The sequence below is a fragment of the Salinivibrio proteolyticus genome (genome assembly GCF_001996165.1).
Classification (GTDB): Bacteria; Pseudomonadota; Gammaproteobacteria; order Enterobacterales; family Vibrionaceae; genus Salinivibrio; species Salinivibrio proteolyticus.
In genome coordinates this window covers 1-13,375 of sequence record NZ_MUFP01000016.1, presented here as the reverse complement: position 1 = coordinate 13,375, position 13,375 = coordinate 1, and the positions used below count along the sequence as shown (strand labels likewise).

The following is a 13,375-nucleotide window of genomic DNA, read 5'->3' as shown; positions in this document are numbered from 1 at the left end:
GCCTGTTGCGATGGCGCTGGCTGTTATGCCATAGGCTTTGAGTATAGTGGATAGATAATGGGTGTTACGCTGGATGCAGAAGTAAAAAAAGCAGCGTCGAAACGCTGCTTGAAAAGGGAAGGGGTTAGACCATGCTGAGGCAATGGATCTCATTGTGATGTGCCAAGCGATAATGAATATCGGCAGGATCCTGACAGGGGCACTGACGAACGATGGCCCCCCGTTTTATCCACATTTCCATCATGGCGTCCACGCCGTCTGGGGTTAGGCCATACTCTTTGGCAAGCGCCTCAGCACTAATGACACCCGCCTGAGTGACACTGGCTTTGAGCTTTTGCAGGATCATAATAGGTCTCCTTAAACCAATGAGGATGCTTACCGATGTAGCGCATTGCGGCAACTACCGCGATGAGTAGCGCCGAAATACCGCCAATGTAGAGTGAAGCAGAAACCGGTGAAACACTGATCTGAGTGATTTGGAAACACAGTGTCGCACCGCTGACGGCCAGTAACATTGACCAACTGGCAATAAACATAGCGAAACGGCGACCGAACTCGCGAGTATAAGCGCCCATCGCTGCTACACAGGGGGTATAGAGCAAAATAAACATCAAGTAGGCCAACACGCTAGCGGTGGAGCTAAAGTGGTGATGCAGGTTGTCGAATGTGGCGAGACTGACTTCTTGCTCTTCTGCCGCCAATTCGGGATCATCGATATCACCCACGCTCACCGCCAGTGGATCACTGAAATCAATATCAAACAAGTTGGCTGGAATGCTTTGTACTGCCTCTAGCAAGGCATCACCAATCGTGGTGGAGGCTTCCTCAACATCTGAGGATGCATAGAGGTTATTAAGCGTCCCAACGACGGCTTCTTTGGCAAACAAACCGGTGACAAGGCCTACGGTGGCCGGCCAGTTATCTTCTTCGATACCAATCGGGGCGAGGGCAGGCGTCACAACTTGAGCGGCTTTAGATAGCACGGACGTGTCGCTGTCTTCGTGTCCGAATGTAYCATCTGTGCCGAGCGAGTTGAAGAAGGTTAAAATGGTTACCACCAGTACAATGGTTTTACCGGCACCCAAAACAAAACGGCGTAGCTTCTGCCAAGTATTGCTCATTACATGGCGTAATCGTGGCAATTCATAGTCTGGCAGCGTCATGAGCAGGCTTTCACTGTGCCCGGGGTAAAGCGTGTGACGCAAAATCAGACCGGTGATGATCGCCACCACAATGCCCAGTAAATAAAGGCCAAAAACGAGGTTTTGCCCTTGTTGTGGGAAGAAAGCGGCAGCAAATAAGGCGTACACCGGTAGTCGTGCACCACAGGACATAAAGGTAGCCATGGTAGCCGCGGTTTTGCGCTCGTTGATTTGTTCTAGGGTACGGGTTGCCATCACTGCCGGCACCGTGCAGCCAAAGCCCAAAATTAAAGGGACGAAGGCCTTGCCCGGCAAGCCGATCTTTTGCATTAAACCATCGAGTAAGAATGCGGCGCGTGCCATATATCCTGTGCTTTCGAGAACAGTGAGGAACAGGTATAAGCCCGCAATGACGGGAATAAAGGTCGCGACAGTTTGGATCCCGCCGCCGAGACCATCTGCGATAACGGTGACGATGGCGGTCGGAAGCACCCCATCCAGTAGCTGGTGGGTGCCATCGACAAGAATCGCGCCAGCGGCAATATCAAAAAAGTCGATAAATGCGCCGCCGATATTAATCGCAAACACAAACATGGCGTATAGCACGGCGAGCAAAATAGGCAGCGATAAGAAGGGGTTAAGAATAACCTTATCAAGCTTTTCAGTATTATTGCGACTTAAGTGGCGATGCTCACGACGGGTGTCATGCACCAAATCGCGGATATAGCTGTAGCGTGCATCGGCAATCAGAATATCAGTATCATGCTCGGCGAGCGATTGGCAGGCTTGCGCAAAGATATGTTGTTGCGCCTCGTCACTGCCATCAGGCAGGCGACCACGTTCGAGACATTCTAACAGGTGCGCGCGTTGGTTCACTTGTCCGGTCGCGGTACGAATAAAGCTGGCGCCAAGGTGGGCTTGTATCCAAGCTTCGATGTGCTCACCGTAGTTCAGTTGCATGGCGTCGCACTGAGGGATGTCGCTCACAATATGGGACAGTTGGTGGCGAAATGTCGCGACGCTGTCTGCTTGGCAGGCGGTGACGGTGAGGACAGGACAGCCTAACCACGCTTGCAGTTTAGCAATATCAAGCTGTTGTCCGTTCCTATCGAGCAGATCCATTTTGTTGATCAGCACCACCATAGGCACACCACGCTCACGGAGCTGCAGTGTCAAGTACAGTCCACGCTCTAGGCTGTTTGCATCCAGTACGTTAATGATGACGTCACTGTCACGGCTATCAATCGAAAAGGTCGCGATTTGCTCATCTAAACTCGCGTCAAAGCCAGCGTTTAGCGCGTATAAGCCGGGCAAGTCGGTGATCTCGGCCTCAGCATTATCGAGTGAAAGCTGGCCGACTTTTTTATCTACCGTGACGCCCGCCCAGTTACCAACCTTTTGGCGAGAACCGGTTAATGCGTTAAACAAGGTGGTTTTACCGCAGTTGGGATTACCGGCGAGAAGAATGCGTGTTTTACTCATTACATGGCCTCCACATCGATCAGCTTAGCGATTTCACGACGGACGATGAGTTGTTCGTTGTCGAGGCGTATTTGCAATGGGTCGCCCAGGGGTGCACGCCGAACCAGCTCAACGGCGGTGCCCGGGATTAATCCCATAACGGCAAGGCGATGGCGGATAACAGCTGGCACATGATGGACACTGGTAATGCGTGCGGCCTGGCCGCGACCGAGAGTCGACAGTTTCATAGTGCGAGATCCAAATAAGAATGGTTTGCATTGGATATTACGCTTAAATTTCACGTGGTTTTTTGCTTAGGATCAAGCAATTTTTAGTGAGCATCTTGTCTTGAAAGTAAGACGATGAAAGAAATGGTGGCAAAGAGGTAGATATATGAAGGGAAAAATCAAAAATTAGCCGCTAACTGTGTAATAAAATATTTCACTCGCTGGCAATTAAACCACTGCCAGCGAGTGATAGGTTAGCGTGCGTGATGTGATGATGACTCTTTTTGTGCTTTACGCCGCTGATCATTTAAGTTGGCTTTGGCGGTTGCAAGCAGGTTGTCTGTGGTGATTGCATCYGGGCCAAACCCTGCGTTTTGTCCGGTAAGCAGCGAAAGCGCTTCGGCCACATGGGAGACCGCATAGATGTGAAACTCGCCTTTCTCTACCGCATGGACCACATCCTTGCGCAGCATCAGGTTTTGGATATTGGCGGCGGGAATGATCACCCCTTGCTGCTCGGTGGGACCTTTAATGGTGCATACATCAAAGAAGCCCTCGATTTTTTCGTTCACGCCGCCAATCGGCTGCGCCTCGCCAAATTGGTTCATGGAGCCTGTAATCGCCAGATCTTGACGCAAGGGCACGCCCGTAATCGCCGAGAGAATCGCACAAAACTCTGCCATTGACGCACTGTCTCCATCGACGCCTCCGTAAGATTGCTCAAAAGTGATATGCGTTTTGAGCGGGATTTGTTCTGTTTTGCCGAGTAGGGTGGCGAGGTACGCGGACAAGATCATCACCCCTTTAGAGTGAATTCGTCCACCGAGTTTAACGCTGCGCTCAATATCGAGCACTTCGCCTTCACCATAAGCGGTAGTGGCAGTAATCCGGTTGGGGAGTCCGAAGCTAAAATCTGACGTACTCAATACCGATAAGCCGTTGATTTGGCCTAGTGCAGAGCCGGTGGTATTGATCAAGGTGACGCCGTTTTCAAAGTTCTGCATCATGCTATCGCGCACGCGGCTCACCCGCATATTGCGGCTTGCTAGGGCTTTCTCGACATGTAAAGCACGAATGCTATTGGCGTTGGCCTGCGTCGCCCAGTAGTTGGACTCGCGCAAAAGATTAGCAATGTCAGCGGAGTGTAGCGACAAGCGATTTTGATCTTCGGCTTGACGGGCACTGTGCTCAATGATGCGCGCAATCGCACCGCGACTACAGTGCAGTAAACCGCCGTCGTGGATAATGCTGGAGATAAACTTCGCGTACTGCTGCTCTGTGCTATCGTTGCGTGGCATATCGTCTTCGAAGTCGGCGGTTACCCGAAATAGCTCGCTAAACTCGGCATCATAGCGTTGCAGCAATTGATAAGTTTGGTAATCACCAAATAAGATGATCTTTACATCAAGCGGAATGGGGGCGGGATCGAGCGATACAGTGCCACTAAGGGTGACTTCGCGTTCAAGGGCGCTCACGCTGAGCTGTCTTGTGCTTAGGGCGCGCTTGATGCCGTCCCAGACGTAGGGTTTCTCGAGTACCTTGATGGCATCCATCAGCAGCACGCCGCCATTAGCGCGGTGAAAACTGCCCGCACGGATCAGCGAGAAGTCGGTGAACACTGTGCCTTTAAAAGTAGCATTTTCAACATAACCAAAGAGGTTGTGATAACTGGGGCTGTCTTCCACCACGACAGGTGCTTGGTTGTCGTCTTGGCTCACCAAGACATTAACTTGGTAGCGGCGCGGTAGTTTTTTATCGAGTGCGGCATAAGCGAGCGCCGCTTGATCCTCGCTGTCTTCGAGAAAGATGTCCAAATGCTCTAGCATATCCGCTTGCATCGCCTCTAGAAATGCCAGCACTTCAGGGAGATCTGCAAACGCTTTGGTGACGGACTTCATTTGGGCGGCAATCACATCGCGCGCTACTTCTTCATCCAGCGCTTGTTGCTTTTCCGCGTAGTCTTCTTCCCATTCGCCGAGTTGACGCACAATGCTGCGCAGTTCGGTTTCGAGTTTATCAATCACCTTGCCGAATGCCATTTGCTCATCTTGAGAGAGCGCATCGAAGGTGTCCTCAGTGTGAGGCTCTTCGCCGTTAAGGGCAACAAACTGGTAATCGCCTTGCGGGGTGATCGTCAAACTAACATTGTTTTGTTCTGCACTATCGCTGAGTGCTTTTAACACGGTTTGTTGGCGCTCGGTGAGCTGATTTTTGAGTGTTTCAGCACGCTGATAATACATCTCGTTGTCGAACGCGAGCGGCAGCGCATTGGCAAGTTTTCCCATTAGCTGCTCAACGTGCTTTTTGAGTTCACTTCCTCGCCCTGCGGGAAGCTTTAGGAATTCAGGCGCGCGGGCTTCTTGGAAATTAGCGACGTAGCACCAATCATGGATAGACGTATCATTTTTCCAATGGTGGTTTAAATAGCGCATCACCATGGTGCGCTTGCCTAATCCGTTCTGACCGATGGCGTAAATGTTATAGCCTTTTTCCTTGATCGACATGGCAAACTCAACGGCATGTCGTGCTCGGTCTTGGCCAACAATTTCATCCAACGGCGCAAGGTGCTTGGTTGAGGTGATGTCACTGTGTTTAAAGCTAGATTCGCGATACAAACGTTCGCTGTTCACCACGGTAGTCGCCATAATCGATCCTATTTGGTCTTTTATCGATTGATGCTTTCAGTGTAGCGAGTGTAAGTGACTGTTTTAGTGATGCTGGTGGAGAAAGTTGCGACAGAGTCACAGTTTAGCACTGGGTGGCGAATAAATGAGCAAAAAAGGGCCGTTAAAGGCCCTTTTGAATGCGTCATAAAAGCAGGGCTGATTAGAGCGATTTTTTAATCGCGTTTATCAATGCGTCGATATCTTGACGATTTACGTCTTTATGGGTGACAAATCGGGCCGGCGTGCCATTTAAACTCACTCGAAAGCCGTTATCCATCAGGCGCATATTGAGACGAACTCGGTCGATGTTGTCGGCAATATCGACATACACAATATTGGTCTGAACGTCATAATTGTGGGTAGAAAAGCCTTCAATCTCATTGATTTTATTGGCTAAATAATGAGCGTTAGCATGATCTTCAGCGAGACGTTCGACATTTTCTTCGAGCGCTTTTTGTCCGGCAACGGCGAGAATACCGGCTTGACGCATACCACCGCCCAGCATTTTGCGTAGCCGTCTTGCCTTTTCAATGAAGGCTTTCGAACCCAACAGTAAGGAGCCGATCGGTGCCCCTAATCCTTTCGACAAACAGATAGTCATTGAGTCGAAATGGCAGCTTATCGCGCCAATATCGACATCCAATGCGACGGCAGCGTTATAAACACGCGCGCCATCGAGGTGAAGGTTCAGCTGGTGTTTGTCGCAAAACGTGCGAGCTTCGGCTAGGTAGGAAAGGGGTAGAACACGGCCGCCGATGGTGTTTTCTAAGCTGAGCAATTTGGTGCGTGCAAAATGAAAGTCATTAGGTTTAATGGCCGCAGCCAGCTTCTCAAATGGTAGCGTGCCGTCTGGAGCATTTTCAATAGGCTGGGGCTGAATGGAGCCTAATACCGCTGCACCACCGGCTTCATATTTGTAGTTGTGCGCTTGCTGACCACACAGGTATTCGTCACCGCGCTCACAGTGCGACATCAGCGCTAATAGGTTCGCTTGTGTACCTGATGTGGTGAATAGGGCGGCATCAAAGCCATGGCGCTCTGCGGCCCAGCGTTCTAATGCATTGACACTCGGGTCATCACCGTAAACATCATCGCCGACGGAAGCGTTAGCCATCGCATCTCGCATGGCTTGGTCGGGTTTGGTGACGGTATCGGAGCGAAAATCAATCATGTATTACATCCTTGCTGAGTGAGGGTCGTCGAGCGTGTTGCCTAATAATACACACAATGCTCGTTAGTTGGCAGTCGAGATCGGCGATTATCTTTAGGACCTAACCACAAAGAATAGACAAATATACGCGCACGAAAAAGGCCATACCCGTGGGCATGGCCTGATTAATTACTGGAAGGGACTCCCTAGACATTTGGTGAGAATACCAAACAGATGAGACCCTCTGTCGATGATTAGCTTTTCAGCATCTGCCAGTATTTTTGGTAGATTTTCACCGCTTCACCCACATCATCAGTAAATTCGCCACTGTTGACGGCTTCGTCAGTAGGGAAAATGGTCGTGTTTTCTTTCAGCTCGTCATCCAGGTACTCCGCCGCACGTGTATTGGGCGCCGGATAGCCAAATTCCTCGACCAGTTTGGCTTGGTTCTCAGGACGATACATAAAATCGATGAATTGATGAGCCAGCGTCTTGTTCTCCGCATTTTTGGGGATAATGTAGTTATCCATCCAGAGAATCGCGCCTTCTTGCGGATAAACAAACTCGATGCCATCAATTTCTTGCTGCGCCATGTAAGCGTTGCCGTTCCATTGCTGACCAATAGTCACTTCACCGGTCACAAAAGGAACGTGAGGCGCATCTGAGTTATAGACCACAACGTTGTCACGCAATTGACGAAGGTACTCGTACGCTTGCTTGATCTCGCCTTCGTCTTTGCTGTTAATACTGTGTCCTTGCGCTTTTAACGCCATGCCAAAGACATCACGCACATCGTTGAGAAGCATCACTTGTGCGTTGAAGTCATCACGCCATAGGTCGGCCCACTTAGTGACTTTGTCCCCGTCGACATATTGGTTGTTGTAACTGATACCCGTCACGCCGAATACATAGGGCAGGGAGTAGTCATTCGCTTTATCGAACGGTTGACCCAGTAGGCCGGGACGTAACTCATCGAAGTGGCTGATCTTTGATTTATCAATTTTGGCCAGCATGTCTTCTTTGATCATGCGGTCGATGAAATAGGTTGAAGCGAAAGCTAGGTCATAGCCTTTTCCATTAAGTAGCTTCAACTTGGCATACATGGCTTCATTACTCTCAAAGGTCGAGTAATTGACCGTCACCTTGTATTCTTCTTCAAACGCATTGATCACTTCCATGGGCATATATTCCGCCCAGTTGTAGAGATTCAATATTTTATCGTCTGCGCTGACCCCACTTGCAAATGCAGTTGAAAGTGCGAATGCGGTCGCGGTAATTCCGTGATTGATTTTGTTCATTATCATGGTCCTTCAATGGCTTGCTGGCCGAGTACACGTCGGGGCGCATCATATTGCACCCAGCCTTTGTGTCAATGACTTTTTTTTMACCAAAATCGCGTTTCGTGAAACGTTCCGCTAACGGTAGCATAACCCTTGCGTGCGCCCCCAAATTATTGGGCATTATCCTGTCATTTTTGGCTTGCGAGTCGCGCACGACAATGCGACTATCTGCGCGCTTTGTGTACAAGCCTCACACTCGTATCCTGAGCTTGTGCCTTATTTATTGAATCACCTAAATGAGTAACCATTGAGAACATGGTCAAAACGTACCGCCCCGACACGAATTACTATGCTGCTACGCAAAATCAATCCTTATCTTTTCCGCTTTTAACCGGTAGTCACCACGCCGATGTTTGTATCATTGGCGCAGGATTAACGGGATTAAACGCCGCGATTGAATTACGTCAACGCGGCTATCAAGTGATTGTATTGGATGCCAAGACGATTGCGTGGGGGGGCTCTGGACGTAACGGCGGCCAATGTTTAGTGGGATATTGCCTCGGACTTAGAGAGGTGCATGAAACCTATGGCGCGCAATGGGGTAAGCAACTTTGGGACCTTTCCGTTGAAGCGGTTGATATTGTGCGTGAAAGGATTCATAGCCATCAGATAGCCTGTGACTTCCAACCGGGATACATTGAACTGGCGTTAAACAAGGCACAACAATCCGAGTTACAAAGCTGGCATGCCTTAAAGCAAGGTGACTATCAGTATCCGATGGCGCAATGGTGGGATCAGGCTAAGGTGGCAGAAGTGGCGAATACGGAGCGCTATTTAGGGGGATTATACGACCCGAATAGTGCGCATATTCACACCCTCAATTACACACTCGGGTTGGCGAAAGCTGCGCAGGATTTAGGCGTGAAAATCTTTGAGCATAGCCCGGCGCAGTCGATAAAGAAGGGGCCGACTCACTGCGTTCGTACGCCTCAAGGTGACGTGAATGCTTCCCGCATATTGCTGGCATGCAATGCTTATCTCGATGGCTTAGACCGCAAGGCGCAAGCGAAAGTCCTCCCAGTTGCCTCCTTTATTGCGGTGACCGAGCCACTAGGCGATCGCATGCCCGTTACTAATCGCATGGCCATGTCTGATCTCAACAACTGTCTTGATTACTACCGTCCCACCGCAGACGGACGCCTCTTATTTGGTGGCGTGAACCACCCGTTTAATCGTGAGTATAAAGACTCCGCTCAACGTCTACACCAACGAATGACAAGGGTTTTTCCTCAGTTAGGCGATGTGAAGATGGACTACCACTGGGGCGGGTTGTTTGCCGTGACGCGCAGTTACATGCCACACATTGATCACCTCGGCCAAGATATTTATACCGCGCATGGATACACAGGTCATGGAGTTGGGCTGACGAATATAGCAGGACGCGTGATTGCCGAAGCGATGGACGGACAAGCCAGTCGCTTTGATGTGTTTGCACGTTTAAAGCATGGTTGGATCCCGACCCCGAAAATGCTGCGTAGTCCTGCATTGGCTCTCGCGATTTGGAAAGCGAAGCTTGCCGATATGCTCGGTGGGTAACCACGACGTACAAACCGTTAACGATTAAAAACACTTGTCGTCACGATAAAGATCTCGTGTTGCTCCCCGCCAAGAAGACAGTAAGGTAGCCCTTCAAATAGCGGGGAGTAAGTGCTTGAACACACTGAGCATCATTGATGATTTAGCGACACACGGACTAAGCGTGTGCGATCAATTTTTAACAGCACAAGAAGTGGCTGATTTACACGCATGTTTGCCTGAGCAGTGGACGCAAGCCAGTATTGGGCGCGAGCAGAAGCAACATACCAATACCCAAATCCGCACCGACAAGATCCATTGGTTAGAGCGCGGCCATGCCCCAGCCATTGATGCGTTACTCGATAAGATGTTTGAATTGCAACTTGCGTTTAATCGTCATCTCTTTCTTGGTCTTKTTGAATATGAAGCGCATTTCGCCAAGTATAACCCCGGTGATTTTTATGCCAAACATGTGGATGCCTTTAAAGGCCGCTCTAACCGAAAAGTCACTACAGTGCTCTATTTGAACCATGACTGGTGTGAAGAGGACGGGGGCGAAATCGTTATTTACCATGCCGATGGGAGCCATCTGAAAACATTATGGCCCCAAGCCGGTCGCCTTGTGACCTTCTTATCGGAAGAGTTTCCCCACGAGGTACTACCCGCGAAACGACAACGGTTTAGCATTGCGGGTTGGTACCGCATTAACGGCATGAGTGGTCATCGGGTTGATCCAATTCGCTAACAAACCGCATACTGACAGCTACGAGTGATAACCAGCAAGCGGTCAGTATGACGGGTTCTCCGCAACAGCAAAGCTTTTTTAACCATGCCGAGTTCGACGCTCAGCAAGCCGTTGCTATGCCACAAGCGACTGTGCATTGGCAGCCCGATTGGTTGGCAATGGCCGATGCCGATAACCTAATGGCAGCGTTGTATCAGCACACACCTTGGCAACAATTACCCATTTCGATGTTTGGTCGTACCGTGATGCAGCCGCGTTTATTAGCTTGGTACGGTGATCATGCTTACACCTACAGTGGACTCACATTATCTCCCCGCCCTTGGACACCTGAACTATTGGATTTGAAAGCGCGTGTTGAGGCTGCCGCGCATGCCCGTTTCAATACTGTGTTACTCAATCTCTACCGGGATGGCAGCGATTACATGGGATGGCACAAAGATGATGAAGCCGAATTAGGAGAGCAGCCGACGATTGCATCGGTGAGTCTGGGCGCGAGTCGACGGTTTTTATTCCGTCATACCAAAAGTAAAGACAAACGCGAGTTTTTGTTGAGTCATGGTGCGTTACTAGTCATGGCAGGACAGACACAAGCGTATTGGCAACATGCGTTACCCAAAACACAAAAACCAGTGGGCGCACGCATTAATTTAACTTTCCGCTGGATAACGTCGTCGTCAGGAAAAGAATAGAACCACTGCCGCTCATCGGCAGTGGTTCTGGCGTTACTCGACAATCAGGCTAACGTTGTCATAAGCACTATACCCTCGCAGCATGACCGCATAGTCGCCGGACGTTGCATTGTCGAACCGGCAAACCTCATCATTGCCGCTGCGATAAGGGCGACAATCCCAGTTCTCCTTACTGACATCGCCGTTGGCTTTGACGTACAAGTCTACATCACCAAAACCGCCATAGGTTCGGATCACTAGCGCACCGGATTGTTCTAACTGGTAGTTGAAGTACTTTTCATTCCCGCGAGCGCCAGAGAGTCCATTGATGGGCTCTCCGAGTTTCAGCTCGTTACCCGGATTGGGCGAGCTGTCGGCGTTCGCGAGCTCCACCGTATAGGCCAAACCGAGTTTCGTGAACTTCGCGGCGTGAGCCCCTTCGCTATCGCTGTTTGCCAAGGTGTCTTGCGGCGTATGGATGTTAGGGTTGTAATCATTAAATTTGGCTTCAAACGGCATGGCGGCTGGATAGCCGACTTGGTGCCACGAGGCGTGATCGGAACAGGCATAGCCACAAGTATCGAAGCCGTAATTTAAGGTAGGCAAGTATTCGTCAAGCAACTGCGTGAGATACTGAGTGAGCTGACTGTCGGTATAGTCGGTGATAAAGACAATGTCTTCAGCAGATCCTTGATAGTTTGTCATGTCCAGTTGTAAGACCCCACGAACCTCTTTGCCCGCTTGCTTAAATTGGTTGGCAACGTCTTGCGAACCACGCAATCCAACTTCTTCTGCTGCGTAGGCAACAAATGCGATACTCCGCTTAGGCTGGAAGTTGTTTTGCGCCAAGACGCGGATCACTTCTGTGACAGCAGCAATCCCTGAGGCATCATCATCGGCGCCAGGCGCAATACTTTGCTCATTGGTGCGCGAGCCAATCGTCGAGTCTAGGTGGCCACCGACGACGACCCATTCGTCGGGCGATTCTGAGCCCTCGATGGTTAACATCACCGATTCTTGATTATACCCATTGTGTGAAATCTGAGTGACGGACGCACCGGCTAACCCTGCACTGAGCGATTGCCAACGTTGCTTTATCCAATCGGAAGCCTGCGCCCCTGATGTAGTGGTGTAGAAACGGTTGGGAAAATCGGTGAGACGATCAATGGTATTAACGATGAGTGCACTATCAATTTGGCTAATCCAAGGTGTCACTAACGCTTGCTGACTGATTGCAGGCGCGACAAAGCTAGCGCGCGAAAGAGGCATGTTACTCGCAGCCATGGCACTTTGGGCGGATGAGTGCACGATATAACCACCGCAGCGGTGATGGTTTTCGTGCATCTCGTGGGAGAGGGCGGCTAACTCAGATTCACTGACTTCACCAATCCATGCTTGCCCATTGTGTGCGACTGACTGTGCTAATAAAGGCTGTGCACCAGAAGCCAAAGCGGTTTGTTGTGCATCTGCGCCGATCGAGATCCAGACTTTCTTATCTTCAGCCTGCGCGAGGGTGCAGCTTGTTGCAAGGACAACGGCCAGAGCCGTGCGTTTATAATGCATAGTTCCTCCTTGAGTGAATAGGGTCGCTAAACTCCATGCGACCTTCTTACTGTAGAGGAAAAACACAACTTGTTGATAAATTGATAAAACCATTAGTGGATAGATTAGTTGTCACAAAATTGTTAATAGTGATGATTTTGTTTTTAACGTAGGAGGAGGTAGGAGGATAACTTTATGCGCGTAGACGTAATCATCCTTAGTGTTGCACCAAGGAAAACGCGGACTGAGTTGATAACAATAGAGATAAAATGCTGAAAATCACATCAAATCGCGCGAAGTTTGGCTTTTTCGTTTACAAAGCAGGCAGTTGAAACTTTTATTAAATAATAAGTGTTGACTCGATCACGTTAATCCGTAGAATGCCTCCCCGTACCGCAGCGGCGGAAACAAAAAGAAAGGCGCGTTGGCAGAGTGGCTATGCAGCGGATTGCAAATCCGTGGACCTCGGTTCGACTCCGGGACGCGCCTCCATGTTTCCACTAGGCGGAGTAAAAATCGGACGCGGGATGGAGCAGTTTGGTAGCTCGTCGGGCTCATAACCCGAAGGTCGTTGGTTCAAATCCAGCTCCCGCAACCAATTTTACAAAGCGACATTAGCTCAGCTGGTAGAGCGCAACCTTGCCAAGGTTGAGGTCACGAGTTCGAACCTCGTATGTCGCTCCAAGTTTTGCCCACATCAAGCAATGATTGATGTTACGGACGCGGGATGGAGCAGTCTGGTAGCTCGTCGGGCTCATAACCCGAAGGTCGTCGGTTCAAATCCGGCTCCCGCAACCAAATTTTAGGTATGTGAAGTCATTAACGTAGGCAAGGTTATCAATAAGACCTGCGGTCGTCGCAATTGCATTGCGCGATAAAATCCGGCTCCCGCAACCAAATTTTAGGTATGTGAAGTCAT

At 50.0% G+C, this 13,375-nt stretch carries 10 protein-coding genes and 4 tRNA genes; 7 read left to right on the top strand and 7 right to left on the bottom strand.

Annotation, left to right across the window (positions count from 1 at the left end; translation table 11 throughout):
- Nucleotides 1–124: 124 nt before the first annotated feature.
- From BZJ19_RS12320 to BZJ19_RS12295, 6 genes are all read right to left on the bottom strand, one after another.
- A complete protein-coding gene (locus BZJ19_RS12320; RefSeq protein ID WP_077675855.1) occupies nt 125–346 on the bottom strand; it encodes a FeoC-like transcriptional regulator in 222 nt (73 codons plus the stop codon).
- Nucleotides 297–2,624: a ferrous iron transport protein B gene (gene feoB / locus BZJ19_RS12315; RefSeq protein ID WP_077675854.1), complete on the bottom strand. Its 2,328-nt coding sequence runs from the start codon at nt 2,622–2,624 to the stop codon at nt 297–299. Before feoB ends, BZJ19_RS12320 begins: the two co-directional genes overlap by 50 nt.
- Complete coding sequence (locus tag BZJ19_RS12310; RefSeq protein WP_069589119.1) at nt 2,624–2,851, bottom strand: FeoA family protein; 228 nt, start codon at nt 2,849–2,851, stop codon at nt 2,624–2,626. Before BZJ19_RS12310 ends, feoB begins: the two co-directional genes overlap by 1 nt.
- Before the next feature lie 233 nt (nt 2,852–3,084).
- Nucleotides 3,085–5,475, bottom strand: coding sequence for a Lon protease family protein (locus BZJ19_RS12305; protein ID WP_077675853.1), 2,391 nt, complete (start codon nt 5,473–5,475; stop codon nt 3,085–3,087).
- 181 nt (nt 5,476–5,656) lie between these two features.
- On the bottom strand, nt 5,657–6,667 hold the full coding sequence (gene ltaE / locus BZJ19_RS12300; RefSeq protein ID WP_077675852.1) for a low-specificity L-threonine aldolase: 1,011 nt from the start codon (nt 6,665–6,667) through the stop codon (nt 5,657–5,659).
- A 233-nt stretch (nt 6,668–6,900) separates the two neighbouring features.
- The gene (locus BZJ19_RS12295; RefSeq protein ID WP_077675851.1) at nt 6,901–7,944 is read right to left on the bottom strand and encodes an ABC transporter substrate-binding protein; all 1,044 of its coding nucleotides are present in this window, start codon (nt 7,942–7,944) and stop codon (nt 6,901–6,903) included.
- 297 nt (nt 7,945–8,241) lie between these two features.
- Between BZJ19_RS12295 and BZJ19_RS12290 the strand changes: the two genes are divergently transcribed.
- The 3 genes from BZJ19_RS12290 to BZJ19_RS12280 all read left to right on the top strand — a co-directional run bounded on the left by BZJ19_RS12290 (nt 8,242) and on the right by BZJ19_RS12280 (nt 10,935).
- On the top strand, nt 8,242–9,522 hold the full coding sequence (locus BZJ19_RS12290) for an NAD(P)/FAD-dependent oxidoreductase (RefSeq protein WP_077675850.1): 1,281 nt from the start codon (nt 8,242–8,244) through the stop codon (nt 9,520–9,522).
- 115 nt (nt 9,523–9,637) lie between these two features.
- Nucleotides 9,638–10,246 carry a 2OG-Fe(II) oxygenase gene (locus BZJ19_RS12285; protein WP_077675849.1) on the top strand — a complete coding sequence of 203 codons (609 nt, stop codon included), beginning with the start codon at nt 9,638–9,640 and terminating at the stop codon, nt 10,244–10,246.
- A 116-nt stretch (nt 10,247–10,362) separates the two neighbouring features.
- Nucleotides 10,363–10,935, top strand: a complete 573-nt coding sequence (locus tag BZJ19_RS12280; protein ID WP_201249195.1) for an alpha-ketoglutarate-dependent dioxygenase AlkB family protein — start codon at nt 10,363–10,365, stop codon at nt 10,933–10,935.
- Between the two features lie 33 nt (nt 10,936–10,968).
- Here BZJ19_RS12280 and BZJ19_RS12275 read toward each other — a convergent pair whose 3' ends face one another.
- Nucleotides 10,969–12,477 (bottom strand): M28 family metallopeptidase, encoded by a 1,509-nt coding sequence (locus tag BZJ19_RS12275; RefSeq protein ID WP_077479215.1) that lies wholly within the window; start codon nt 12,475–12,477, stop codon nt 10,969–10,971.
- A gap of 397 nt (nt 12,478–12,874) precedes the next feature.
- Between BZJ19_RS12275 and BZJ19_RS12270 the strand changes: the two genes are divergently transcribed.
- The 4 genes from BZJ19_RS12270 (at nt 12,875) to BZJ19_RS12255 (ending at nt 13,254) form a co-directional block, all read left to right on the top strand.
- A tRNA-Cys gene (locus BZJ19_RS12270) sits at nt 12,875–12,948 on the top strand.
- A 29-nt stretch (nt 12,949–12,977) separates the two neighbouring features.
- Nucleotides 12,978–13,054 (top strand) — tRNA-Met (locus BZJ19_RS12265).
- A 10-nt stretch (nt 13,055–13,064) separates the two neighbouring features.
- A tRNA-Gly gene (locus BZJ19_RS12260) sits at nt 13,065–13,140 on the top strand.
- Nucleotides 13,141–13,177: 37 nt separating this feature from the next.
- Nucleotides 13,178–13,254 (top strand) — tRNA-Met (locus BZJ19_RS12255).
- Nucleotides 13,255–13,375: the final 121 nt, after the last annotated feature.

What these genes read in the sequence shown, in the direction of transcription:
- BZJ19_RS12320 (WP_077675855.1), bottom strand. Translation starts at nt 346, where the DNA reads ATGATCCTGCAAAAGCTCAAAGCCAGTGTCACTCAGGCGGGTGTCATT.
- BZJ19_RS12310 (WP_069589119.1), bottom strand. Translation starts at nt 2,851, where the DNA reads ATGAAACTGTCGACTCTCGGTCGCGGCCAGGCCGCACGCATTACCAGT.
- ltaE (WP_077675852.1), bottom strand. Translation starts at nt 6,667, where the DNA reads ATGATTGATTTTCGCTCCGATACCGTCACCAAACCCGACCAAGCCATG.
- BZJ19_RS12295 (WP_077675851.1), bottom strand. Translation starts at nt 7,944, where the DNA reads ATGAACAAAATCAATCACGGAATTACCGCGACCGCATTCGCACTTTCA.
- BZJ19_RS12290 (WP_077675850.1), top strand. Translation starts at nt 8,242, where the DNA reads ATGGTCAAAACGTACCGCCCCGACACGAATTACTATGCTGCTACGCAA.
- BZJ19_RS12280 (WP_201249195.1), top strand. Translation starts at nt 10,363, where the DNA reads ATGCCACAAGCGACTGTGCATTGGCAGCCCGATTGGTTGGCAATGGCC.
- BZJ19_RS12275 (WP_077479215.1), bottom strand. Translation starts at nt 12,477, where the DNA reads ATGCATTATAAACGCACGGCTCTGGCCGTTGTCCTTGCAACAAGCTGC.